At 70.9% G+C, this 22483-nt stretch carries 23 protein-coding genes; 7 read left to right on the top strand and 16 right to left on the bottom strand.

Going from position 1 to position 22483, the window contains the following annotated elements:
* Window positions 1–218 precede the first annotated feature (218 nt).
* From AB6V29_RS13600 to AB6V29_RS13585, 4 genes are read right to left on the bottom strand one after another with little or no spacing between them, the layout of a single operon-like run.
* On the bottom strand, window positions 219–998 hold the full coding sequence (locus AB6V29_RS13600) for a DUF6671 family protein (RefSeq protein WP_369359290.1): 780 nt from the start codon (window positions 996–998) through the stop codon (window positions 219–221).
* Between the two features lie 53 nt (window positions 999–1051).
* Window positions 1052–1375, bottom strand: coding sequence for a transcriptional regulator (locus AB6V29_RS13595; RefSeq protein WP_210075779.1), 324 nt, complete (start codon window positions 1373–1375; stop codon window positions 1052–1054).
* A complete protein-coding gene (locus AB6V29_RS13590) occupies window positions 1375–3924 on the bottom strand; it encodes a DUF2309 domain-containing protein (protein WP_369359287.1) in 2550 nt (849 codons plus the stop codon). The genes AB6V29_RS13595 and AB6V29_RS13590 overlap by 1 nt, the downstream gene beginning before the upstream one ends.
* Window positions 3924–5399, bottom strand: a complete 1476-nt coding sequence (locus AB6V29_RS13585; protein ID WP_369359285.1) for a proton-conducting transporter membrane subunit — start codon at window positions 5397–5399, stop codon at window positions 3924–3926. The genes AB6V29_RS13590 and AB6V29_RS13585 overlap by 1 nt, the downstream gene beginning before the upstream one ends.
* A 98-nt stretch (window positions 5400–5497) precedes the next feature.
* Here AB6V29_RS13585 and AB6V29_RS13580 point away from each other — a divergent pair, with 98 nt between their 5' ends.
* The 3 genes from AB6V29_RS13580 (at window position 5498) to AB6V29_RS13570 (ending at window position 7529) form a co-directional block, all read left to right on the top strand.
* Window positions 5498–5770, top strand: a complete 273-nt coding sequence (locus AB6V29_RS13580) for a winged helix-turn-helix domain-containing protein (RefSeq protein WP_115916228.1) — start codon at window positions 5498–5500, stop codon at window positions 5768–5770.
* A gap of 388 nt (window positions 5771–6158) precedes the next feature.
* On the top strand, window positions 6159–6533 hold the full coding sequence (locus AB6V29_RS13575) for a helix-turn-helix transcriptional regulator (RefSeq protein ID WP_267788992.1): 375 nt from the start codon (window positions 6159–6161) through the stop codon (window positions 6531–6533).
* A gap of 18 nt (window positions 6534–6551) precedes the next feature.
* A complete protein-coding gene (locus AB6V29_RS13570; protein ID WP_369359283.1) occupies window positions 6552–7529 on the top strand; it encodes an SRPBCC domain-containing protein in 978 nt (325 codons plus the stop codon).
* Window positions 7530–7693: 164 nt separating this feature from the next.
* On the opposite strand, the gene fdhA is transcribed toward AB6V29_RS13570, so the two are convergent.
* The 4 genes from fdhA to AB6V29_RS13550 all read right to left on the bottom strand — a co-directional run bounded on the left by fdhA (window position 7694) and on the right by AB6V29_RS13550 (window position 11385).
* Entirely contained in the window at window positions 7694–8911 is a 1218-nt protein-coding gene (gene fdhA / locus AB6V29_RS13565) for a formaldehyde dehydrogenase, glutathione-independent (RefSeq protein ID WP_141376916.1), read from the bottom strand.
* A 197-nt stretch (window positions 8912–9108) separates the two neighbouring features.
* Window positions 9109–9543: a hypothetical protein gene (locus tag AB6V29_RS13560; RefSeq protein ID WP_369359280.1), complete on the bottom strand. Its 435-nt coding sequence runs from the start codon at window positions 9541–9543 to the stop codon at window positions 9109–9111.
* Window positions 9544–9691: 148 nt separating this feature from the next.
* Window positions 9692–10147 (bottom strand): Fe-S cluster assembly sulfur transfer protein SufU, encoded by a 456-nt coding sequence (gene sufU, locus AB6V29_RS13555; RefSeq protein ID WP_369359278.1) that lies wholly within the window; start codon window positions 10145–10147, stop codon window positions 9692–9694.
* On the bottom strand, window positions 10144–11385 hold the full coding sequence (locus AB6V29_RS13550; RefSeq protein ID WP_369359276.1) for an aminotransferase class V-fold PLP-dependent enzyme: 1242 nt from the start codon (window positions 11383–11385) through the stop codon (window positions 10144–10146). The genes sufU and AB6V29_RS13550 overlap by 4 nt, the downstream gene beginning before the upstream one ends.
* Before the next feature lie 112 nt (window positions 11386–11497).
* Between AB6V29_RS13550 and AB6V29_RS13545 the strand changes: the two genes are divergently transcribed.
* The 3 genes from AB6V29_RS13545 (at window position 11498) to AB6V29_RS13535 (ending at window position 12869) form a co-directional block, all read left to right on the top strand.
* A complete protein-coding gene (locus AB6V29_RS13545) occupies window positions 11498–11929 on the top strand; it encodes a chemotaxis protein CheY (protein WP_369359273.1) in 432 nt (143 codons plus the stop codon).
* The gene (locus AB6V29_RS13540; RefSeq protein WP_103211037.1) at window positions 11926–12237 is read left to right on the top strand and encodes a transcriptional regulator; all 312 of its coding nucleotides are present in this window, start codon (window positions 11926–11928) and stop codon (window positions 12235–12237) included. The genes AB6V29_RS13545 and AB6V29_RS13540 overlap by 4 nt, the downstream gene beginning before the upstream one ends.
* Window positions 12238–12392: 155 nt before the next feature.
* Entirely contained in the window at window positions 12393–12869 is a 477-nt protein-coding gene (locus AB6V29_RS13535; protein WP_267789003.1) for a hypothetical protein, read from the top strand.
* A gap of 238 nt (window positions 12870–13107) precedes the next feature.
* On the opposite strand, the gene AB6V29_RS13530 is transcribed toward AB6V29_RS13535, so the two are convergent.
* From AB6V29_RS13530 to AB6V29_RS13500, 7 genes are all read right to left on the bottom strand, one after another.
* Complete coding sequence (locus AB6V29_RS13530) at window positions 13108–13779, bottom strand: response regulator (protein ID WP_210076970.1); 672 nt, start codon at window positions 13777–13779, stop codon at window positions 13108–13110.
* The gene (locus tag AB6V29_RS13525; protein WP_369359269.1) at window positions 13776–16298 is read right to left on the bottom strand and encodes an ATP-binding protein; all 2523 of its coding nucleotides are present in this window, start codon (window positions 16296–16298) and stop codon (window positions 13776–13778) included. Before AB6V29_RS13525 ends, AB6V29_RS13530 begins: the two co-directional genes overlap by 4 nt.
* 107 nt (window positions 16299–16405) lie before the next feature.
* Window positions 16406–16990: a potassium-transporting ATPase subunit KdpC gene (gene kdpC, locus AB6V29_RS13520; protein WP_369359266.1), complete on the bottom strand. Its 585-nt coding sequence runs from the start codon at window positions 16988–16990 to the stop codon at window positions 16406–16408.
* Window positions 16991–17001: 11 nt separating this feature from the next.
* The gene (gene kdpB / locus AB6V29_RS13515) at window positions 17002–19158 is read right to left on the bottom strand and encodes a potassium-transporting ATPase subunit KdpB (RefSeq protein ID WP_369359265.1); all 2157 of its coding nucleotides are present in this window, start codon (window positions 19156–19158) and stop codon (window positions 17002–17004) included.
* Window positions 19158–20843, bottom strand: coding sequence for a potassium-transporting ATPase subunit KdpA (gene kdpA / locus AB6V29_RS13510; protein WP_369359263.1), 1686 nt, complete (start codon window positions 20841–20843; stop codon window positions 19158–19160). Before kdpA ends, kdpB begins: the two co-directional genes overlap by 1 nt.
* A 3-nt stretch (window positions 20844–20846) precedes the next feature.
* The gene (gene kdpF / locus AB6V29_RS13505; protein WP_074696280.1) at window positions 20847–20936 is read right to left on the bottom strand and encodes a K(+)-transporting ATPase subunit F; all 90 of its coding nucleotides are present in this window, start codon (window positions 20934–20936) and stop codon (window positions 20847–20849) included.
* Entirely contained in the window at window positions 20933–21073 is a 141-nt protein-coding gene (locus AB6V29_RS13500; RefSeq protein WP_267789013.1) for a hypothetical protein, read from the bottom strand. The genes kdpF and AB6V29_RS13500 overlap by 4 nt, the downstream gene beginning before the upstream one ends.
* A gap of 271 nt (window positions 21074–21344) precedes the next feature.
* Here AB6V29_RS13500 and arfB point away from each other — a divergent pair, with 271 nt between their 5' ends.
* Window positions 21345–21782 (top strand): alternative ribosome rescue aminoacyl-tRNA hydrolase ArfB, encoded by a 438-nt coding sequence (arfB, locus tag AB6V29_RS13495; RefSeq protein WP_369359259.1) that lies wholly within the window; start codon window positions 21345–21347, stop codon window positions 21780–21782.
* Between the two features lie 154 nt (window positions 21783–21936).
* On the opposite strand, the gene AB6V29_RS13490 is transcribed toward arfB, so the two are convergent.
* A complete protein-coding gene (locus tag AB6V29_RS13490) occupies window positions 21937–22305 on the bottom strand; it encodes a PLD nuclease N-terminal domain-containing protein (protein ID WP_267789015.1) in 369 nt (122 codons plus the stop codon).
* Between the last annotated feature and the right edge of the window lie 178 nt (window positions 22306–22483).

Below are 22483 nucleotides of genomic sequence, written 5' to 3'. Positions count from 1 at the left end.
GTGCGGCGGCTCGATAGCCCCTGATTGCTCGGCGAGGATGGCGGCTCAAAACGCTCTGCCCATTCGTGCGCGTCGCCGCGTAATGGCCGGCGGTGATCGCGGGCCAGGCGCCCTTCGGTGCGTCCGGCCCGTGCAGACCGAAAATCGACAACTCACCGTCGGGTGAAATGGTGAGTCAACCGCGCGCCGCACCTCCCGCACCGGCTCCAAAGCCCCCCTCACGGATTGCACCTATCGCACGTGGCCGGGTCGGCCTCACGCTGGGGTCGCCGGCGCTCGCGCTGCTCGTCGCAGGCCGGGCAGCCGTCGACGTCGATGCGCACCTGCGAGGTGGCGTTACCGCACGCGCCGCACCGCAGTCCGCGCACGACGCCCACCGTGCCGAAGCCCGGGCATCCGCACCCCGGACACAGGCGGTTCAGCCGGGCCGCGAGCAGCCACGACAGGCGTCGCAGCACCCGTCGCCGGGTCGGGTTCATGTGCGCGCGCAGGTCGGGCTCGAGCTCGACGGGGCCGCGGCGCAGCAGGGCGTCGATGACCGCGGCATCCTGAATCCCTTTATGCATCCCGGTGTCGGTGCGCGCGACGACGGCCTGATGGGGAAAGCCCACGCGAGCGAGGTAGCGCCGCGCCTCGCTCTCGGTACGCACGACACGTGCCGGGGCGACGTGCGTGTGCTGGCGGATGCCGTGGCGCACGCGAATGCCGCGTTCGATGTCGACGAAGACGGCGAGCTCCTCGTGCACCATGGGGCCGAAGCCCCCGAGCGCCGGGGCGTACGACGCCTCGGTCGCGAGCCCCGTGGAGGTACCGAGCTCGAGAGCGGCGGCCCGCGCCTTGAACGTGGCCGCCTGCTCGGGAGTGCCCGCCCTCGGCACGTCTCGGGTGAACGTGCCGAGGGAGTCTGTGTCGAGCTGCACCGTCGGGCTGACACCCGCGCCGAGCCACCGGGCGAAGGCCGGGGCGAACGCGGTCTCTTTCCCGTGCAGGGTTCCCATGGCGGTCGTGTGGCCGACGTACGGCGACCCCGCTCGACTCGTCGCGGCGCACATCAGGCGAAGTAGTCCGCGCGGCTGACCGAGGTCGGCGAGACGAACATCACGCCGGAGGCGTGGTCGAGGACGGGGCGGATGCCGGCGACGATCGCGTCTGCCTTCTCGGGTGCCACGACGGTGACGAGCAGCGTCAGGGTGTCGTGGTCGTTGAAGAGCAGGCGGCCGCCGCGGGGGCCGTGGTGGCCCACGCCGGCGACACCGGTGATCGCGGTGTAGCCGCGGGCACCCAACGACTGCATGAGGGCGGACACCTCGGCGACGTCGTCGCTCGCGACGACCACCTCGATCTTGGTCATCGGGGTCAGCTCGGACAGGCTCATCAGCGGATCTCCTTCGTGGTGGTTTCTTCGTGGACGGCGGGGAGGCCGGAGTGGTCGTGGGTGTCGAGGTCGTCCGCCTGCCAGCCGTAGCGACCCCACCGCATCCAGCGGGCGCTGTCGTGCTCGCGGACGCGGAGGGTGATCCAGCGGTTGGTGACCAGGGTGCGGACGGCCTCGGAGGCGTCGATGATGTCGTTCACCCGAGCGAGCGGGGCCTCGACGAACACCTGAAGTCGGATCGGTTCGTGCCGGGACGCGCGGCCGACGCCCACCGACTGCCAGGGCAGCCCGAGGCGCAGGTCGCCGCCGTATCCGGAGAGCACGCCGACGGTGCCGACGACGTTGTGCAAGGGCTTGGGCCCGGCGCCGAAGCGATCGGGAGCCACCGTCGAGGCCGAGTACTGGGCGTTGATCCACTGCGCCACGATCATCGGCGCCGTCAGGATCGTCTCGAGTCCCGCGCCGTCGGGGTCGGCGGCCGCGTCATAGCTGTGCAGGAAGGCGCGGCGACCGAGGTCGGCGCCCGCGGTGATCGAGCGGGGCCCCACGATGAAGGCGGCGTTGCCGACCAGGCCCCACTCGGGGTACGCCTCGGCCCAGTCCGCGGACCGGCGCTCGGTGTCGCGAATCGCGCCGTGCCGCCCGCCCGCGCCAGGCAGGCCGGCGCTGCGGTCGGCCGTGTTGGCGGCGCGTGCGGCCTCGAGCCGCCGGGTCAGCTCCAGCACGATGGTCTCGTGCGTGGCCGGGATGGCCCAGGGCTCGAGCACGGTGACCTCGTCGGTCACGGTGTCCATCTGCGCCGCGACGAAGAGCGTGTCGGCCGGTATCGAGACGCCGCGACCGGCGAGGGCGGCGCGCGTCTCGGGGTCGTTGAAGATCATGGCCGCCGCCCGGGCGTTGGGCTCGCCCTCGTGTCCGCCGCACGCGCCGCACTGCAGCGATGAGGCGAAGGGGTTGTTCGTCACCGAGGCGCCGTGCCCCGTCAGCAGAACGATGGGCGCGAAGCCGTCGACGAGGCCCATCATCCGCAGCGCCGTCTCGGCGTAGAGCACGCGCTCCTCGAGGGTGAAGACGACGTTCGCGTCGACGTGCGTCGACGGCTTCGCAGGGCGCATCCGCGACACCAGTGCCCGCCATGCCTCGGGAGCGAGCGTCCGGGCCGCGCTCGCGGCGCCCAGGACCCACCCGGCGGTCTCGGCGAAGGCGTACGGTGCGACGGCGGACTCTTTGAGCGCGTCGATCGTGGCATCCCGTTCCACGCTCGCCGAGTGCTGCCGCCTCCAGCGCGCGATCGCGTCGCGCTCCACGGACGACTCGGTGATCGCGACGCGGGGCGTGAGGAGCACCGGGCACGAGGCCACCTCGGCGGAGCCGTCGGCGGGACGGAACGAGATGGGGGCGGCGAAGAAGCCCGCGAAGCCGAGCGTCTCGACCTCGCCGGCGGCTTCGAGGTGCCGCCGAAAACTCTCGGACCGCGTGTCGATGCAGAAGACCGCCTGCGCGAGCGGTCGCTGGGTCCGAGCGCTCGGGCGAAGCACCGGCGCGGTCGCCGGGGCGAGCTCGCGCGCGATGCCCCTCTCGAATGCCTCCTGCCAGACGGCGAGCCGCGTCACGGGCTCGATAAGAGAGAGGACGGGTCGCAGGGCGGTGCGCACCTCGCCGTCGTTCGAGTCGACGCCGAGGGCGAGAGCGACGGCGCCGATGCGGGCGGTGTCGTCGACCGCGGACTCCTCGCTCGCAGCTCGGGTCGGGAGGGAGGCGTCGGAGGGCAGCAGCAACCGTTCGAGCGTTGCGCGGATGGCGACGAGCGCGGTCAGGTCGATACCGGTCGTGGCGCTGTGTCGGACGAGGGCGGCCCACCCCGGCAGCGCGAGCACGTGCGCCCGCAGGAAGGACTCCGCCGCGGGCCCGTCGAGCTTCCACCGGGCGAGCGCTTCGCCGATGGCCCCGGCCGGGTCGTCGGAGCAGTTCCGGATGCCGCTGCGCACCCGCCGCGACAGGGTCGGGTCGAGCGCGGCCAGGCGCCGCCAGGCCGTCCACATGCTCTCGCCCTTCGTCGACCGCGACCAGGGCGCGGTTCCGAGCGAGGTGGCGAGCCAGCGCGCGGTGAGGTCGTCGATTCGCGCGTGGATGCGTGGCGACAGACGCGCCGCCGGCGTCGGGTGCGGGGAGGGTGCCTTCATGGGAGGAGTGACGAGCAGATCATGTCCGAGCACTTCGCCGACGGTGGTGGCCAGGCCGCCGATGCGCAGGACGCGGGGCGATCCCGCCTCGGACACGGTGAACCGCAGGGCCGCATGGAGGTCGGCGGGCGAGATGCGCCCCTGCGCGTGCAGGTCACGGAACCGCTGCTCCGGAAGGGACAACAGGATGCCGTGATCTCCGGCGATCCGTCCCATCGCCTCCTCCCAGTCGAGGCTCTCGTAGCCGGCCACGGGGTTGCGGGCGATGAAGGTCTCGAGTGGGAAATGCGGCGAGATGCTGCGACCGGCGGCGGCGATCCAGCCCCGGATGACGGCGGGCGAGGGAGGGGAGGCGAGGGCGGTCATCAGAATCTCCGGTACTCGAGGGGGCCGTCGGCGGGCGCCGGGGTCCAGGGCGTGTCGATGCGGGGTGCGGCCGGGGGCAGGGGTGGTCGGCCCCACGCGAAGGCGAAGGCGAAGAGGCGGTCAGCGAGCGGACCGGAGCTTCGCGCGACGAGACCCGAGGCGGCGGCGATCGCGAAGACCGCGATGGCGAGTACTGCGGGTGCGGGTGCGGCGGCGATGACGGGGGTGAGCGCTTCGGCGGCGGGGAAGACCACCGCGAGATAGGCGGCGGTGGCGGCGGCCAGACCGGCGACGAGGGCCGTGCGGGTCGCGGTCGGCGATGAACCCCCGCCGATCCGAGCCCCGGCGATCACCGCGGTGGCCCAGGCGAAGAGGAGGAGCACCGCCGCGCTGTGAGTGATCGCACCGGATGCCGCCAGCGCCGCCGCCCCGGTCAGGAGCACGACTGCACCGCCGACGATAGCGCCGCCGCGGGATGCCACCGGGAGCGCGATCGCCCGGCCCTTCAGCGCGTGCTCGACCGCGGAGCCGGCGCCGAGGAACAGGCTCGCCTTGTAGAGCGCGTGACCGATCGCGTGGACCAGGGCCACTCCGAAGGCCCCGAGCCCGCAGGCCAAGAGCAGGAACCCCATCTGCGCGGCGGTGGACTGCACGAGGCGGCCCTTCACGTCGGGGCGCGTGAGCATGGCGAGGGTCGCCACGATCATCGTGATCGCGCCGACGACGGCCACCACCCAGGGCCCCACGGCGGAGGGCACAGCGGCATAGCGCAGCAGGAGCAGCGCGCCCGCGTTCACGAAGCCCGCGTGCAGGAGCGCCGAGACCGGGGTGGTCGTCGCGGCGGTCGCGGGGAGCCATCCGTGCAGGGGGAAGGAGCCCGCGCGGGCCACGGCCGCGACCGCCACCAGTGCGCTCACGACCGCCGACGAGGAGTCGTCGAGGCTACCGAGGGCTGCGAGCGAGACGGAGCCGGTCGACGCCACCGCCACGACGACGGCTGCCCACAGGGCCGCGTCTGCGAGCAGCAGCGTCACGGCGCTGCGCACCACCGCCACGCGCGTCTGCGGGCCGGCGCCGCCCGTCGAGATGAGGGCGATCATGCTGACCGTGCCGAGGGTCCACCCGGCTGCGAGGAGCACGACGTCGTTCGCGGCGATGGCGGTGGTCGACCCGACGGCCGCGAGAGACGACAGGGCGAAGAAGCTGCGCGAACGTGGGTCGCCGCGCAGGTTGCGGCTGGCGTAGGCCTGCACGATCACGGTGAGGGCGACGACCAGCAGCGCGAGGGCGGAACCGGCGATGTCGACGTCGGTGGCGAAGGCCGACGCGAGGCCCGCCGCGGCGAACGCCGCGGCGACGGCTGCAGGCCAGACGGCGAGGGAGCCCGGGGTGTGGCGACGCGCGACATCCGGGAGGAGGGCGGCGACGACCGCGGCGAGCAGCGCGGCGATCGTGAGCGGGGCGAGAAGCGACATGCGCAGCACATTACCTGCAAAAAATTGCTGGTGTCAAAAAACAGGTAACAAATAACCGGTGCTTTGATTCCGGTACAGCAGGTCAGTATGCTGTGGCGATGACGACATGGACGTTCCTCACCAACCACGCCCATGTGTTCATCTACGTCGCCCGCGACCCCGGTGCCCGCGTGCGTGAGATCGCGGATGCCGTCGGCATCACGGAGCGCACCGCGCACGGCATCCTGGCCGACCTCGTCGACGCCGGGTATCTGAAGCGCGAGAAAGAGGGCCGACGCAATCGGTACGAGTGCGTCGAAGACCTTCCGCTGCGCCACCCGATCGAGAGCGATCACCCGGTCGGGGCTTTGCTGCAGGCGCTGCGGGGCTGAGTTCGAGGGTGCCTCCGCGCCCGATCGACCCGATCGACTTCACCGTGCAGGCTGCCCCGGCGTTCGTCGCTGCCGCCCCGCCGGCCGCGACGCTCGGCTCCGCGTACTCGTGCATCTTCGTCGCATCGAGCGACCCGGCGCCGACGGTCGCAGGAGCGTCGGCCTCCACATCGCCGGCTGAGGTGCTGGCCTCAACGGGAGCCGCGGGTATTCCGGGCGCGGTCGCCATCGCGGTGATCCTCGCGCGCCCACCGGCGCGCGCCCGGCAGGAGCTCGACGAGGCGGCGATCACGCGCGCATTCGCCGGCTGGCCTGTTTCATCCCGCGCAGGTGGTGGTGTGAACGACCCCCTTGCAAGCACGGGAATGGCACGCTATTTTGCAACCAAATGGTTGAAGATAAGAGCGCCGCCGACATTGACCGGGTCTTCCACGCCCTGGCCGATGCGACGCGCCGCGACATCGTGCGGCGCACCCTCGTCTCCGAACAGTCAGTGACGCAGCTCGCCGCAGCGTACGCGATGTCGTTCGCCGCCGTGTCGAAGCACGTCGCCGTGCTCGCCGAGGCGCGACTCATCACCAAGCGTGCGGAGGGGAGGGTGCGACTCGTGTCCGCCGACCCCACCGCGCTCGCCCGGGTGCAGGAACTGCTGCGCTCGTACGAAGACCTCTGGCGCGGCCGCGTCGACCGACTCGAAGCGATCCTGCTCGAAGACGCCGGGGTGCCGGCATCCGTTCCGCCCTCCGAACCCACCGAGATCTGAACCGACGAAGGAGTCGTCATGCCCGTCACATCTGTCGAGAGCGACGCCCGAGCGCTCACCATGACCCTGATCGCCGACTTCGCGGTCGGCGTCGAGAGGCTCTGGGCGGTGTTCACCGATCCGCGTCAGCTCGAGCGGTTCTGGGGTCCTCCCGGGTGGCCCGCAACCTTGGCATCGTTCGACTGCGCGGTGGGTGGCCGGGCGCGCTACGCCATGGCCAGCGCCACCGGCGAGGTCGCGCGAGGAAGCTGGGAGTTCCTCGCCATCGATGCGCCGCGGGGCTTCGAGGTGATCGACTCCTTCGTCGACGAGAACGGCGACCTCATCGACGGCATGCCCGCCATGCGCATGACCTTCTCGTTCGACGAGACCGCGACCGGGTCGCGGCTGACGAACGTCACGTACTTCGACTCCGAAGAGGCGCTCGAGCAGCTCACTGCGATGGGCGCGGTCGAGGGCTCGACGCTCGCGATGAACCAGCTCGACGCCGTGGTGCAGGATCTGCGCGCATTCGCTCAGGGCAAGGGCACACAGCTCGAGATCCTCGACGACCGGCACGTGCGCATCACGCGTCTGATCGACGGGCCGCGTGAGCTGGTCTGGCGCGCGCACGTCGACCCCGACCTGATGCGACAGTGGATGCTCGGCCCCGACGGCTGGCGCATGACGCACCGTGAGGTCGACCAGCGTGAGGGCGGCACGTACCGGATCGCGTGGGAGCCCGAGCCCGGCGCCGAGGGAGAGCCCTTCGGCTTCGACGGCGAGATTTTGCTCCTCGACGAGCCCCGCCGCATGGTGCAGACGGAGCACATGACCGGCACCGATTACCCCGCGACGATCAATGACTTGTCGCTGTACGAAGAGGACGGCGCGACCCTGGTGACCCTGCTGATCGAGTATCCGGATGCCGAGACCCGCGAGGCCGTGCTGGCCACGGGCATGGTGGACGGGATGGAGCAGAGCTTTCAGCGGATGGAGCGGGTCGTCCTCGGGTGATCGGCGCGCGACTCCTGCAGATCGGCGGGTGGCCCCGAGAGAGGCCCTAGTGGTGCGGGGGTGAGTCTCCCGCGCACCGAAGCTCGCAGAACCGCGCGGATCTCGCAGGATCCAGGAGGAAGGCTGCGAGGAAGGGCCGGCTCTGCGCGCTCCGGTGCGGGTGATCAGCTCGTGATGTACCCGTTCGGGTTCAGCACGTACTTGCGCGGGGCGCCCTTGTCGAAGTCGGCGTAGCCCTGTGGGGCGTCGTCGAGGCTGATGGGCGTGGCGTTGACGGCTTTCGCGATCTGTACCTTGTCGTGCAGGATCGCCATCATCAGCTGCCGGTTGTACTTCATCACCGGGCACTGACCGGTCGTGAACGACAGCGACTTCGCCCAGCCGAGGCCGAGTCGCAGCGACAGCGAACCGACCTTCGCGGCCTCGTCGACCCCGCCCGGGTCGCCGGTCACGTACAGACCCGGGATGCCGACCCCGCCGCCCGCCGCGGTCACGGTGAACAGCGAGTTGAGCACCGTCGCCGGGGCCTCGTGGCCCGCGTCGGACCCGTGGCCGCGTGCCTCGAAGCCGACCGCGTCGACCGCGGCATCCACTTCGGGGACTCCGAGGATCTGCTCGATCTGTTCTCCGGGGTCGCCCTTCGACACGTCGACGCTCTCGAACCCGAGCGAGCGCACCTGCGCCAGGCGCTCCGGGTTGAGGTCGCCGACGAGCACCGCGGCCGCGCCCAGCAGCTGCGCGCCGACGGCGGCGGCGATGCCCACCGGTCCCGCACCGGCGATGTACACCGTCGATCCGGGGCGGACGCCCGCGGTGTACGCGCCGTGGAAGCCCGTGGGGAAGATGTCGGACAGCATCGTGAGGTCGAGGATCTTCTCCAGCGCCTGCTCGCGGTCGGGGAACACCAGCAGGTTCCAATCGGCGTAGGGCACGAGCACGTACTCGGCCTGTCCGCCGACCCAGCCGCCCATGTCGACGTAGCCGTAGGCGCTGCCGGGGCGGTCGGGGTTCACGTTCAGGCAGATGCCGGTCTTGCCCTCCTTGCAGTTGCGGCAGCGGCCGCACGCGATGTTGAAGGGGACCGAGACGATGTCGCCGACCTTGACGAACTCGACGTCGGGTCCGACCTCGATCACCTCACCGGTGATCTCGTGACCGAGCACGAGGCCGGCCGGAGCCGTGGTGCGCCCGCGCACCATGTGCTGGTCGGAGCCGCAGATGTTGGTGGAGACGGTGCGCAGGATTGCACCGTGAGGGACCTTGCGGCCCACATTCGCCGGGTTGACGCCCGGTCCGTCCTTCAGTTCGAACTCGGGGTAGGGAGTGTCGATGACTTCCACGACACCGGGCTCTTTGTACGCCACTGCCTTGTTGCCGGACATCTTCGTCCTCTCCGGCCGGGTCGTCCCGGCCTGATCGTGTCCCGCGGTGCGGGGGCCGCGGCCCCGTCCGACGCGGCACTACCGGGTTCGGCGGTGAGAGACGCGAAGGATGCCCTCAGCCAAGACGTGGACGCCGGACGCGTCAAGGGATGGCGCGAGAAGCCGCCCGGTGCATCATGCGGCCGATGGTCGTCCGGTCAGGACGAGGGTGCCGCCCGCCGGACGGCCTCGCGGATGCGCTCCTCGACCTCGTCCGTCACCTCGACCACGGCGAACGAGACCGGCCACATCGGACCGTCGTCGAGCTGAGCGCTGTCGTCGAAGCTGACCGTCCCGTATCGCGTCTTGAACTTCGAGGCCGGCTGGTAGAACACCACGACCTTCCCGTCCTTGGCATAGGCGGGGAAGCCGTAGAAGGTCTTGGGGGTCAGGTGCCCCGCCTCTTCGAGCACGATCACGTGCAGGCGCTCCGCGACCGCGCGGTCGACGCCCTCCAGCTTCTCGATCGCCTCGAGGCAGGCTTCGTTCTCCTTCTGCAGCTTCGCCAGGCCCTTCAGGCCCTTCATCGCCCTCAGCTCCTCGGCGCGCTGCTTCATCGCCGCGCGTTCTTCTTCGCTGAATCCGGTGGCCATGGCATCCGCCTTCGTTGAGGTCTGACCGAAAGAGTAGCGCGCGTCAGGCCCGCGTATCCTCCGGGATTCGCGCAATCTCAGCTCGGATCAGTGGATGCCGACTGACTTTGCGTGGATCACTGAGGTGATGCCGCTCGCGGCGCCGCGCTCAGGCCTGCCGCAGCCCCTCTTCGAGCGCGACCCAGGCGAGCATCGCGCACTTCACGCGGGCCGTGAACTTCGAGACACCCGAGAGGGCGGCGGCGTCAGCGAAGGTCTCCTCGTCGAGGGGGATCTTGCCTCGCGAGCGCAGTGACTCACGGAACGACGCGATCAGCGCTTCGGCGTCGGCGCGCGGCATCCCCTCGTCTCCGCCGTCTTCTTGCAGCAGGGCGACGAGCATCGACGCCGAGGCCTGCGAGATCGAGCAGCCCGCGCCCTCCCAGGTCACCGAGGTGATGCGATCATCCTCGACCGAGACGCGCAGCGTGATCTCGTCGCCGCAGATGGGGTTGCGCTGATGCACGGTGGCGCTGTGAGCGCCGGGCTCGGCGAGACCGAACCCGCGTCGGTTCTTCGCGTGGTCGAGGATCAGCTCCTGGTACAGGGATTCGAGGCCGCTCATGCGCCCACCCCGAAGAAGCCGCGCACGCCCGAGACGGCGTCGAGCAAGGCGTCGATCTCGTCCTCGGTCGTGTGGATGGCCGCGCTCGCGCGGACCGACGCCGTCATGCCGAAGCGGCGGTGCAGCGGCTGAGCGCAGTGATGTCCCACGCGGACGGCGACCCCGCGCGAGTCGAGGAACTGACCCACGTCGTGGGCGTGGACCCCCTCGACCTCGAAGGCCTGCAGGGCGATGCGCTCCGCGGCATCCGTGTCTCCGAGAAGACGGATGCCGTCGATGGAGCGGAGCCCCTCGCGCAGGCGCTTCTCGAGCGCCGCTTCGTGGGCGTGTGCGGCCTCGAGGTCGTGCTGGCCGAGCCAGCGGACGGCGGCGGCGAGGGCGACGGCCTGCGACACCGGCTGCGTGCCGGCCTCGAAGCGCTGCGGCGCGGGCAGGTACTCGGCCTTGTCGAGGGTGACGGTCGTGATCATCGACCCGCCGGTGGTGAAGGGCGGCAGGCTGTCGAGCACCTCGTCACGGCCCCAGAGCGCCCCGATGCCGTACGGCCCGTAGATCTTGTGCCCCGAGAAGACGGCGAGATCGACCCCGGATGCCGGCAGGTCGAGGCGCAGGTGGGGAGCCGACTGGCACGCGTCGAGCACCGTCAGCGCGCCGACGCCGCGAGCCAGGGTCACGAGCTTCGCGACGGGGTTCACGATGCCGAGTACGTTCGACACGTGCGGGAAGGCGACGACCTTCGTGCGCTCGCCGATGAGTTCGGCCGCGGCGTGCAGGTCGAGCATGCCGTCGTCGAGCACCGGGATGTGCCGCAGACGCGCACCCGTTCGGGCGGCGAGTTCCTGCCAGGGGATGAGGTTGGCGTGATGCTCGGCCTCGGTCACGACGATCTCGTCGCCCTCGCGCAGGCGCCCGGCGTACCCCAGCGATCCCGCGACGAGGTTGAGGCCGGCGGTGGCGCCGCTCGTCCAGACCAGCTGCTCGGGCTCGGCGCCCACGAACTCGGCGACCGTGACGCGCGCGTCCTCGAACAGCTCGGTGGCCTCGGCGGCGAGGGTGTGCGCGCCGCGATGCACGGCCGAGTTGGCGGTTTCGAGGAAGTCGCGCTCGGCGTCGAGGACGGCGCGCGGCTTCTGGCTCGTCGCGCCGGAGTCGAGGTACACGAGGGGTCGGCCGTCGATCTCGGCCTGCAGGATCGGGAAGTCGGCGCGCACGGCGGCGACGTCGAAGGGGAGGGTCACCCCTCCAGGCTACGTCGCATGGGGTGGTGGCGGATCGTGCAAAAAAGAAAAAAAGAAAGTACTTGCCTACTCGGAAAGTAGTTGCCATGATCGAGTCAACGAAAGGATCGCCATGGACCACACGCCCGCGATGACCGCGTCGGAAGCCCAACTGCTGCTCGATCGCGCCGACCGCCTCAGCCACGCCGCACACAACGCAACGCGGTGGCCGTACATCAGCTTCATCCTCGCGCTCGGGGTGGCGACCTCGATGGGTACCTTCGCGATGGCCGTCACGACCGGAGACGCGTTCGGCCTCGCCTACGTGAGCTTGCTGGCCGTGGTGTTCGCCCTCAACATCTTCTTCGTCGTCAGCATCCAGGGCCGCGCCGCCTTCGCCCGCGGCCGCCGCTGGACCGCCTACATCGCGAGCTGGTTCGCGTCGTACGCGCTCGCCCTGGCAGTCGTCATCTGGGCGCACGGTGACGTGCTGCTCGCGGCGCTGGCCTCGGGCCTCGTGCTCGTCGTCTCGCTGGTCTGCGCGGCGCGCGAGGCTCGGTCGTGACCACGTCGACCCCGCATCCCCGGCACCGGCTCGACGAGCTGCTCCAGAACTCGGTGCGGTTCTCGATCCTCGCGGCCCTCGACCGGGCGACCACGCTGAGCTTCAAGGAGGTTCGGGATGCCGTCGAGGTCACCGACTCCGCGCTGAGCAAGCAGGTCTCGACGCTCGAGGGCGCCGGCTACATCGCTGTGGGGAAGTCGTTCGCGGGCAAGATGCCCCGCACCTCGCTCACCCTGACGAAGGAGGGGCGAGCGGCGTGGAGGAGCCACCTCGACACGCTGCGCGAGATCGCGGGGACGTCGGTCTGAGCCGTTCGATCGTTCGACACCGCGTCTCCCCGTCTCCTCATGGACGAGTCGATGAGACGCGGTGTCGTGCGCGAAGAGTGAGGAAGCCGGACCGGCCCGTTCGGAAACCGTGAGCACCGGCTGATCCCGCTCGCCGCGCGCGTAGACCGGATGCCATGACCCTCACGGCCCTGCTCCCCACCCTCCGCTCCAGCATCCCGGCCCCCTTCGACGCGGCCGCCTGGCCCGCCGGCTCGACCCCCACGCTCGACGACGTCACCGTGCGGGCCGTGTCGGTCGGTCGTTTCGCCGACATCTGCGGAACGCCCTGCGTCTGCACGGGCCCCGCGGTGATCCCGGCGTCGGGCGGTGTGGCATCCGCGACGCTGTCGACGACCGTGGTGATCGCGACCGTGACGGATGCCGGCCCCGATACGCTGCGCCTCGATGCTTGCGTCGCCGGGCTCGAGGCCGTCTGGCGCGAGGCGCGGCTCATCGGCCGCGTGTCCCGCGCGTACGACGAGCCGTTCGCCGTCGTCGACGCGCACGGCGAGGAACCGTGCGGCGCGGTCGTGCTGCCCGGGGACGTCCGCGTGGGCGATCGCATCGCCTTTCCCTGCCCCGGATGCCACACCGTCGGCGAGGTCCGCTGATGCTGCTGCACTCGATCGTCTTCGCCTCCCGCTGCGCGCGGGTGCAGGCGGAGTTCCTGGCCGCGGAGGCCGAAGACGAGGCGGCCGACGAGCGTAACTCCTGAGTTTCGGGCCCGGCTCCTGTGGCAGCCGGCCCGGGCTCCGGTGTCGGCGCGTCTTTCCGACCGGGGGACAAGCCGCCGCGGCGCGAATCTCAGGAGTTCGGCACGCTCGCGGCGGTGGTCCCGCCCGGGCCCGCTCACACGACGAGCCGGTACCCCATCCCCTGCTCGGTGAGCAGGTGCACGGGCGCCGAGGGATCGACCTCGAGCTTCTTTCGCAGTTGCGACATGTACAGCCGCAGATAGCCCGAGTCGGCGACCTGCTCGCTCGCCCAGATCTCCTTCAGCAGCGTCTGTCGCGTCACGAGAGAACCGGGGTTGCGGGCGAGGAACTCGAGCATGCGCCACTCGGTCGGCGTCAGGTGCACGCGTGCGCCTCCGCGCAGCACGGCCTTGGCCGATAGGTCGACCTCGACGTCGCCGAAGCGCACGACGGCATCGCCCGACGACGGCACTGAGCGCCGCGCGTGCACGCGCAGACGCGCCAGCAGTTCGTCGATCTGGAACGGCTTGGTGACGAAGTCGTCTGCCCCGGCGTCGAGCGCCTCGACCTTGTCGGCCGAGCCCGTGCGACCCGAGACGACGATGATGGGCGCCGTCGTCCACCCGCGCAGGGCGTGGATCACCTGCACGCCGTCGAGGTGCGGCATCCCGAGGTCGAGAAGGACGATGTCGGGGTGCGCCCCCGCGGCGAGGGTGATGGCCGCGGCACCATCGGCCGCCGCCACCACGTCGTAGCCGTGCGCGGCCAGCGTGATGCGCAGGGCTCGCACGAGCTGCGGGTCGTCATCGGCGATGAGTACCTTCACGGCATCCTCCTCGAGATTCCGGATGCCGTGGCCTCCGCATCGGCCACGGGCAGCGCCACGACCATGGTGAGGCCGCCGCCGGGGGTGTCCTCCGGGGTGAGCGTGCCGCCCATGCCCTCGGCGAAGCCGCGCGAGAGGGCCAGACCCAGGCCCAGACCCGCGGTGTTGTCGGTGTCGCCCAGGCGCTGGAAGGGCGAGAACATGTCCTCGCGGCGGTCGGCGGCGATACCGGGGCCGTGGTCGATCACGCGGATCTCGGCGGTGCCGCCGAGGCGGCTCGTCGCGATGCGGACGCGCTCGCCGTCGGGCGAGTAGCGCTGGGCGTTGGTGAGCACGTTGACCAGCACGCGCTGCAGCAGCACGGGGTCGGCGCGGAGCATCGGCAGGTCGGGGTCGAGCGCGAGCTCGACGTCGTCGGGGCCGAGGTCGAGCTCGTCGAGGGCGGAGAGCACGACACCCGCGGCGTCGGTCGCCGTCAGAGACACGGCGAGCACGCCGGCCTGCACGCGGCTGACGTCGAGCAGGTCGGTGACGAGCACGGACAGCGTCGCCAGGCTTTCGTCTGCGGTCTCGAGCAGCACCTGGCGGTCGTCGTCGGAGAGCTGGTCGCCGGCGGCGCGCAGGCCGCCGAGCGAGGCGACGGCGGCGGCGAGCGGACGGCGGAGGTCATGGCTGACGGCCGACAGCAGGGCGGTGCGCACCTGGTCGGTCTCGGCGAGCGCGCCGGCCTCGGCCGCGGTCTCGGCGAGATCGGTGCGCTCGAGTGCGGCGGCGAGCTGTGCCACGACGACGTCGAGCAGGCGTCGTTCCGAGGCGTCGAGGTCGCCGCCGTGCAGCTCGAGGGTCGCGCGCCCGTCGCCGACGGGCACCGCGACCGCGCGGTCGTCGCGCACGGGCTCGCCGTCCGTGGCGAGCACCGTGCCGTCGGCGGCGACCAGGCGGACTCCCGCGAGGCCGAACGCCTCGCGCGCGCGGCTGATCAGCGCGGGCACGGCGCTTTCGCCCCGCAGCACGCTGCCGGCGATCGTGGCGAGCATCTCGGACTCCGCCGCGGCGCGTCGGGCGGCCCGCGCGCGGCGGGCGGCCTGGTCGACGACGACGCTGACGAGCACGGCGATGACGACGTACAGGGTCAGCGACAGCGCGTGCGCGGGGTCGCTGATGGTGATCGTGTAGATGGGGGCGATGAACAGGAAGTCGAGCGTGACGCCCGACAGCACGGCCGCGAACACCGCCGGCCAGATGCCGCCGACGAGCGCGACGACCACGACCAGCAGCTGATAGGCCAGCACGTCGGCGGTGATCGACTCGTCGGAACCGGTCGCGATCATCAGCAGCGACAGAAGGGGCCCGCCGACGAGGGCGGTGACGAAACCCAGGATGCGCCGCTTCGCGCTCAGCGCGGGGCCCGCGAGCCGGGGGAGGGCGAACCGGCCGCCCGCGCGGGCGTGGTTCACGATGTGCACGTCGATGTCGCCCGAGGCGCGGATCACGGTCGCCCCGATGCCCGGTCCGGTCAGGGCCGCGCCGAGACGCCCGCGACGGCTCACCCCGATGACCAGCTGAGAGGCGTTGACCGATCGCGCGAAATCGACCAGGGCGGTGGCCACGTCATCGCCGACGACCTGGTGATACGTGCCGCCGAGGGTCTCGACGAGGGCGCGCTGCGCGGCCAGGGCGCCGGGGGCGCTCGCGCGCAGGCCGTCCTGCGTCGACACGTGCACGGCGAGCAGCTCGCCGCCGGCGGAGCGTGCCGCGATCCGGGCGCCGCGGCGCAGCAGCGTCTCGCCCTCGGGCCCGCCGGTCAGGGCCACCACGACGCGCTCGCGCGCCTGCCACGAACCCTCGATGCCGTGCTCGGTGCGGTACCGCTGCAGGGCGGAGTCGACCTCGTCGGCGAGCCACAGCAGGGCGAGTTCGCGCAGCGCCGTGAGGTTGCCGAGACGGAAGTAGTTCGACAGAGCGGCGTCGATCCGCTCCGCCGGGTAGACCGAGCCCGCCGCGAGGCGGTCGCGCAGGGACTGCGGTGCCAGGTCGACGACCTCGATCTGGTCGGCGGCTCGGACCACGGCATCCGGGACCGTCTCGCGCTGAACGACGCCGGTGATCTTCTCGACCACGTCGTTCAGGGATTCGATGTGCTGCACGTTGACGGTCGTGATCACGTCGATGCCCGCCTCGAGCAGCTCTTCGACGTCGATCCAGCGTTTGTCGTTGCGAGAGCCGGGGACGTTGGTGTGCGCGAGTTCGTCGACGAGCGCGATTCTCGGGAGCCGTTCGAGCACGGCATCCAGGTCCATCTCATCGAGCGCGACGCCGCGGTGCGCCACGGCACGGCGCGGAACCACCTCGAGGCCTTCGGCTTGCGCCGCGGTCGCGACGCGGCCGTGCGTCTCGACGATCGCGATGACGACGTCGTGGCCCTCCGAGCGCAGCCGGCGCCCTTCCTCGAGCATCTCGTACGTCTTGCCGACGCCGGGCGCCATGCCCAGCAGCACGCGCAAGCGCCCGCGCTTCACGCGACGCCCCCCGTGCGCGACCGGGGTTCCGGCGAACGACGCCGCCGCCGCACGGAGGGTGCGACGGCGGCGACGGGCGACAGGGTCATGACAGCGATTCTCGTCTCTCAGCGGGCGTCGAGCGCGCGATTGAGCTCCACGACGTTCACGCGCGGGTCGCCGAGGTATCCGAGATCGCGGGGAAGCGTGTGCTCCGACACGAGGGCTGCGACCTCGGACGACGGGATGCCGCGGGCTTCGGCGACCCGTGCGACCTGGCGTTCGGCGTTCTCGAACGAGATGTCGGGGTCGAGGCCCGAGCCCGAGGCGGTCACCGCGTCGGCGGGGATCGAGCCCGGGCCGTTCAGCTCGCTGAACGCCGCACGGCCCTCCTCGATCGAGGCGATCAGGTCCGGGTTCTCGGGGCCCAGGTTCGAGCCGGTCGAGGCCGAGGAGTCGTAGCTCGCGGCAGACGGTCGCGACTGGAAGTACTGGGGGAGAGCGTTGCCGTCGGCATCCTGGAACGACTGCCCGATCAGCTGCGAGCCGGTGACGGTGCCGTCGGCGGTCTTGATGAGCGATCCGTTCGCTTGGAACGGCAGGGCGACCTGTCCGACCGCGGTGATCAGCAGCATGTAGGCGACGCCGAGCAGGAGGGTGAAGACGACCATCGCGCGGACGGCGACGGCGGTGGTACGCAGGGTGGTGCGCATGACGGGGCCTTTCAGAAACCGGGGAGCAGGCTCACGACGAGGTCGATGAGCTTGATGCCGATGAAGGGGACGATGACGCCGCCGAGCCCGTAGACGAGCAGGTTGCGGCTGAGGATGCTCGACGCGCTCGCCGCGCGGTACTTCACACCGCGCAGGGCCAGCGGGATCAGCACGATGATGACGATCGCGTTGAAGATGATCGCGCTCGTCACGGCCGAGGCGGGGGAGTGCAGCCCCATGATGTTCAGCGCCGCCAGGCCCGGGAACACGCCCATGAACATCGCCGGGATGATGGCGAAGTACTTGGCTATGTCGTTGGCGAGCGAGAACGTGGTCAGCGCTCCGCGCGTGATGAGCAACTGCTTGCCGATGCGCACGATGTCGATGAGCTTGGTCGGATCGGAATCGAGGTCGACCATGTTGCCGGCCTCTTTCGCGGCCGAGGTGCCCGTGTTCATCGCGACGCCCACGTCGGCCTGTGCGAGCGCCGGAGCGTCGTTCGTACCGTCACCGGTCATGGCGACGAGGTTGCCGCCCTCCTGCTCGCGCTGGATGAGGGCGAGCTTGTCCTCGGGCGTGGCCTCGGCGAGGAAGTCGTCGACCCCGGCCTCGGCGGCGATCGCCTTCGCGGTGAGCGGGTTGTCGCCCGTGATCATCACGGTGCGGATACCCATCGCCCGCAGCTCCTGGAAGCGCTCGCGAAGGCCGTCCTTGACGACGTCCTTGAGGTGGATGACGCCGAGCACGCGGCCGCGCCCGTGCGAAACTCCTGAAGATTCGGGGGCCAGGGTCGCCACGACCAGGGGAGTTCCGCCGGATTCAGCGATCTCGTTCGTGAATTTCAGGAGTTCAGCACGGGTGGCGTCGGACACCGTCGCGCGCTGGCCGTCGAGCCAGGCCACCACGGCGGACGCGGCGCCCTTGCGCACCTGCGTGCCGCCTTCCAGGTCGAGGCCGCTCATGCGGGTCTGCGCGGTGAAGGGCACGGGCTCCGCGCCCCGGGGCATCTCGGCGACGATCCCCTGGGCCGCCGCGAGCTCGACCACCGAGACGCCCTCGGGCGTGGGGTCGGCCTGCGACGACAGCGAGGCATACTCGGCGAGCTCGGGGCCTCCGACGCCCTGCATCGGAACGAACGCCGAGGCGCGGCGGTTTCCGTAGGTGATCGTGCCGGTCTTGTCCAGCAGCAGGGTCGTCACGTCGCCCGCCGCCTCGACCGCGCGGCCCGACATCGCCAGGACGTTGCGCTGCACGAGACGATCCATTCCGGCGATGCCGATCGCGCTGAGGAGCGCACCGATGGTGGTCGGGATGAGGCAGACCAGCAGCGCGACGAGCACGGGGATCGAGACGGGCGATGCCGCGTACGACGCGATCGGGTTCAACACCAGGACCACGACGACGAACACGATCGACAGGCTCGCGAGCAGGATGTTCAGCGCGATCTCGTTGGGCGTGCGCTGGCGCGAGGCCCCTTCGACTAGGGCGATCATGCGGTCGACGAAGGTCTCGCCGGGCTTCGAGGTGATCTTCACCACGATGCGGTCGCTGAGCACACGGGTGCCGCCGGTGACGGCGCTGCGGTCACCGCCCGATTCGCGGACGACCGGGGCCGACTCTCCCGTGATCGCCGACTCGTCGACGGTCGCGATGCCGTTGACGATGTCGCCGTCGCCGGGGATGAGCTCGCCGGTCTCGACGAGCACGATGTCGCCGACGCGAAGGTCGCCCGAGGGGACGTCCTCGACCGCGGCGTTCGAGGCGGAGGGGTCGCCGGGGGAGTACGCGACCACCCGGCGGGCCGAGGTCGTCGTGCGGGTCTTTCGCAGGGTCGCGGCCTGCGCCTTGCCGCGGCCCTCGGCCACCGATTCGGCGATGTTCGCGAAGAACACCGTGAGCCAGAGCCACACGGCGATACCCCACGTGAAGCCGAAGGGGAGGCCGGTGTCATCGCCGCCGAGGAACGGCTCGGCGATCGCGATGAGCGTCGTCAGGGCCGCACCGACCCAGACGAGGAACATCACGGGGTTGCGCCATTGCGCGGCCGGGTTGAGCTTCTTGGCCGCGCCCGGGAGGGCGGCGACGACCTGAGCGGCGCTGAACGCGCGGCGCGGGGCGGCCGGCGCCTCGTCGGCAGCGGGGACCGGCGCGTGGGTGAGGGTGGACATCAGCGGGTAAGTCCTTCAGCGAGGGGTCCGAGGGTGAGGACCGGGAAGTAGGTGAGGGCCGTGACGATCACGACGACGCCGGCGAGCAGGCCCGCGAACTGCGGGCGGTGCGTCGGCAGGGTTCCGGCGGTGGAGGGCACGGCATCCTGGGCCGCGAGAGAACCCGCCAGGGCCAGCACGAACACGATCGGCAGGAACCGTCCGAGCAGCATCGCCACACCCAGCGCCGTGTTGAACCACGGGGTGTTGGCGGTGAGCCCCGCGAAGGCGGAGCCGTTGTTGTTCGCCGCCGAGGTGAAGGCGTAGAGCACTTCGCTCAGACCGTGGACGCCCGGGTTGAGGATCGAGGTCGTCTCGACGTCGTCCCGGATGCCGGGAACCCCGAAGCTCAGCGCGGTGCCGGCGAGCACGAGCGTGGGCGTGACCAGGATGTACAGGCTCGCGAGTTTGATCTCTTTCGGCCCGATCTTCTTGCCCAGGTACTCGGGGGTGCGGCCGATCAGCAGGCCGCCGACGAACACCGCGATCACGGCGAGGATCAGCATGCCGTACAGGCCCGATCCGACACCGCCGGGGGCGATCTCGCCGAGCATCATGTTGATCATCGGCATCATGCCGCCGAGAGCGGTGTAGCTGTCGTGCATCGAGTTGACCGCACCCGTCGAGGTGAGCGTGCTGGTCGTGCCGAAGAGCGTCGAACCGAAGATGCCGAAGCGCACCTCTTTGCCCTCCATGGCGCCGCCGGCGAGCATCGGGGCTGTCCCGTTCCCGGCCATCTCGGCCCAGGTGAGAAGAGCCGCGGATGCCACGAAGATCGCGCCCATGACGCCGAGGATCGTGTAGCCCTGGCGGTCGTCGTTCACGATCCGGCCGAAGGCACGGGGGAGCGAGAACGGGATCACCAGCATGAGGAAGATCTCGAAGAGGTTCGTCCAGGGGGTGGGGTTCTCGAACGGGTGGGCGGAGTTCGTGTTGAAGATCCCGCCGCCGTTGGTGCCGAGGAGCTTGATCGCCTCCTGCGAGGCGACCGGCCCGCCGGGGATCGACTGGGCCGCGCCCGCCACCGTCGTGGCATCGGTGAAGCCCGAGAGGTTCTGGATGACGCCGCCGGCGAGCAGCACGACCGCCGCGACGATCGAGAACGGCAGGAGCAGACGGGAGGTGCCGCGAACGAGGTCGACCCAGAAGTTCCCGATCACACCGCTGCGGCGGTACGCGAAACCGCGAACGAGCGCGACCGCGATGGCGATGCCGACGGCCGCGCTGACGAAGTTCTGAACGGTGAGGGCGGCGAACTGCACGGTGTAGCCGAGGGTGGTCTCGCCGCCGTAGGACTGCCAGTTCGTATTCGTGACGAAGGAGACGGCCGTGTTGAACGACAACGCCTCGCTCGGGGCGTCGAAGCCCAGCGAGAGCGGCAGCACCGCCTGAAGCCGCATGATCGCGTACACGAACACGACGCCGACGAACGAGAACAGCAGCACCGAGCGCAGGTAGGCCTGCCAGGTCTGGGCGCTGCGCGGGTCGACGCCGATCAGGCGGTACGTGCCCCGCTCGACGGCGAGGTCGCGCTGACCGGTGTAGATGCGGGCGATGTAGTCACCGAGGGGGCGGTAGGCCAGGCCCAGGGCGACGAGAAGAGTGAGGCTGGTCAGGACGATCGACCAGATGGTTCCGCTGTCCATGGGTCAGAACTTCTCCGGTCGGACGAGGGCGACCACGAGGTACACGACGGCGGCGACCGCGAGGACCGCGGCGAGGATCGAGAAGAAGATCACGGGCGCTCGCCCCCTCGTCCGGTGGTGCGGGACGTCGAGGGGCGGGCTTCGGGGCCCAGCTTCTCGACCCCCTTCGCGACGAGGGCGACCAGCGCGAAGAGCGCGACGGTCGCGGCGAGGAAGACGGCATCGAGCACGACGACTCCAGATTCTGGTGAACACACCGCGGAGATCCGCGGGCACCGCGGGGCGGCACGTGTGTCGATACAACTCCTCGAGCCCGCGGCATCCCGGCGTCCTAATGCTTTCCCTACGGGTCGCTGACGGACACATACGGGGTGCTTACGGGGGATCGCCGCCGCCGAGACGGCAACCCGCTGACATCCCGGTTGCCGGCTGGTGCCGAGTTGTCAGCCGGATGCCGTCTCGAGACCATCGGCGTCGCCGCCGACCGCGCATGATGGAGGCATGCTCTCCTCCGACGGATCCGACGTGCGCGTCAGCGCGGGGCTGGTGATCCCGGCCGCGGAGCTGTCGTGGCGGTTCTCGCGCTCTTCGGGGCCGGGCGGTCAGGGCGTGAACACCGCCGACTCGCGGGTCGAATTGATGTGGGATGCCGTGGCGTCGAGCGTGCTGTCACGGGTGCAGCGTGAGCGACTCATCGAGCGACTCGGTGACCGGCTCGTCGGCGGGGTGCTGACGATCGCGGCATCCGAGCATCGGGCGCAGCTGCGCAACCGCGACGCGGCGCGCGCCCGCCTCGCCGCTCTCGTGGCCGAGGCCGTAGCCCCTCCCGCCCCGCCGCGACGCGCGACGAAGCCCACCCGCGGATCGAGGGAGCGCCGCCTGCAGGCCAAGCAGCGCCGCACCGACGTGAAGAGGATGCGCCGTCGTCCGACGGACTGACCCGCCCCGCCCTCCCGCCCTCCCGCCCTCCCGCCCCCTCCCCCCCATGCCCGACGTTGAGTGTCCAAAACACCCGGACGCTTTTGAAAACCGTCCGGGTGTTTTGGACACTCAACAGGGGCGGCCGCGGGGAGGGGGCAGCGCGGCGTGAGCGTTATGACTGAGCGCCGCCCTCGGCCCGGCGGCGGCGCACCTGCTCCTCGAGGTCGGCGAGGCGCATCTCGCGCTCGAGGTCGGCGATCTGTTGCTCGGTGGTGCGGGTCTCGCGAGCAGCGGCCGGCGGGGGAGCGGGGTCGGTGTCCTTCTGCCAGCGCCGCGGGTCGCCGAAGGACATCGGCGTCGCTCGCGTCTCGTACTCCCGGCCGAGGGCGAACCACAGGATCGACCCGATCAGCGGCAGCAGCACGATGAAGATGATCCACGCGAATTTCGGCAGGTGCTTCACCTGGTCTTCGCGCCGGGTGATGACATCGACGAGGGCGACCACCATCACCACGAGGGTCAGCAGGGCGAGTACTGGCATGGCATCCACCCTGTCGGAGACTTCCGTCGGCGTCCACCGATTCGTCGCGACCGGGCCGGAGCCGGGGTGAGTGTCCAGAACACGCCGGAGGCACCGCCCTCCCCGCGGCGTGCTCTGGACAGTCGACGGGGCAGCGAGAACACCGACGCCCCCACCACGAAGGTGGGGGCGTCGGGCC

The sequence above is a fragment of the Microbacterium sp. 20-116 genome (genome assembly GCF_041079415.1).
In the GTDB taxonomy this organism is placed as follows: Bacteria; Actinomycetota; Actinomycetes; order Actinomycetales; family Microbacteriaceae; genus Microbacterium.
This window is presented reverse-complemented; position numbering and strand designations above follow the sequence as displayed.

Bases quoted from the DNA above. Each gene is read 5' to 3' on its own strand.
- AB6V29_RS13600 (WP_369359290.1), bottom strand. From the start codon at position 998: ATGGGAACCCTGCACGGGAAAGAGACCGCGTTCGCCCCGGCCTTCGCC.
- AB6V29_RS13595 (WP_210075779.1), bottom strand. From the start codon at position 1,375: ATGAGCCTGTCCGAGCTGACCCCGATGACCAAGATCGAGGTGGTCGTC.
- AB6V29_RS13590 (WP_369359287.1), bottom strand. From the start codon at position 3,924: ATGACCGCCCTCGCCTCCCCTCCCTCGCCCGCCGTCATCCGGGGCTGG.
- AB6V29_RS13585 (WP_369359285.1), bottom strand. From the start codon at position 5,399: ATGTCGCTTCTCGCCCCGCTCACGATCGCCGCGCTGCTCGCCGCGGTC.
- AB6V29_RS13580 (WP_115916228.1), top strand. From the start codon at position 5,498: ATGACGACATGGACGTTCCTCACCAACCACGCCCATGTGTTCATCTAC.
- AB6V29_RS13575 (WP_267788992.1), top strand. From the start codon at position 6,159: ATGGTTGAAGATAAGAGCGCCGCCGACATTGACCGGGTCTTCCACGCC.
- AB6V29_RS13570 (WP_369359283.1), top strand. From the start codon at position 6,552: ATGCCCGTCACATCTGTCGAGAGCGACGCCCGAGCGCTCACCATGACC.
- fdhA (WP_141376916.1), bottom strand. From the start codon at position 8,911: ATGTCCGGCAACAAGGCAGTGGCGTACAAAGAGCCCGGTGTCGTGGAA.
- AB6V29_RS13560 (WP_369359280.1), bottom strand. From the start codon at position 9,543: ATGGCCACCGGATTCAGCGAAGAAGAACGCGCGGCGATGAAGCAGCGC.
- sufU (WP_369359278.1), bottom strand. From the start codon at position 10,147: ATGAGCGGCCTCGAATCCCTGTACCAGGAGCTGATCCTCGACCACGCG.
- AB6V29_RS13545 (WP_369359273.1), top strand. From the start codon at position 11,498: ATGGACCACACGCCCGCGATGACCGCGTCGGAAGCCCAACTGCTGCTC.
- AB6V29_RS13535 (WP_267789003.1), top strand. From the start codon at position 12,393: ATGACCCTCACGGCCCTGCTCCCCACCCTCCGCTCCAGCATCCCGGCC.
- kdpC (WP_369359266.1), bottom strand. From the start codon at position 16,990: ATGCGCACCACCCTGCGTACCACCGCCGTCGCCGTCCGCGCGATGGTC.
- kdpB (WP_369359265.1), bottom strand. From the start codon at position 19,158: ATGTCCACCCTCACCCACGCGCCGGTCCCCGCTGCCGACGAGGCGCCG.
- kdpA (WP_369359263.1), bottom strand. From the start codon at position 20,843: ATGGACAGCGGAACCATCTGGTCGATCGTCCTGACCAGCCTCACTCTT.
- arfB (WP_369359259.1), top strand. From the start codon at position 21,345: ATGCTCTCCTCCGACGGATCCGACGTGCGCGTCAGCGCGGGGCTGGTG.
- AB6V29_RS13490 (WP_267789015.1), bottom strand. From the start codon at position 22,305: ATGCCAGTACTCGCCCTGCTGACCCTCGTGGTGATGGTGGTCGCCCTC.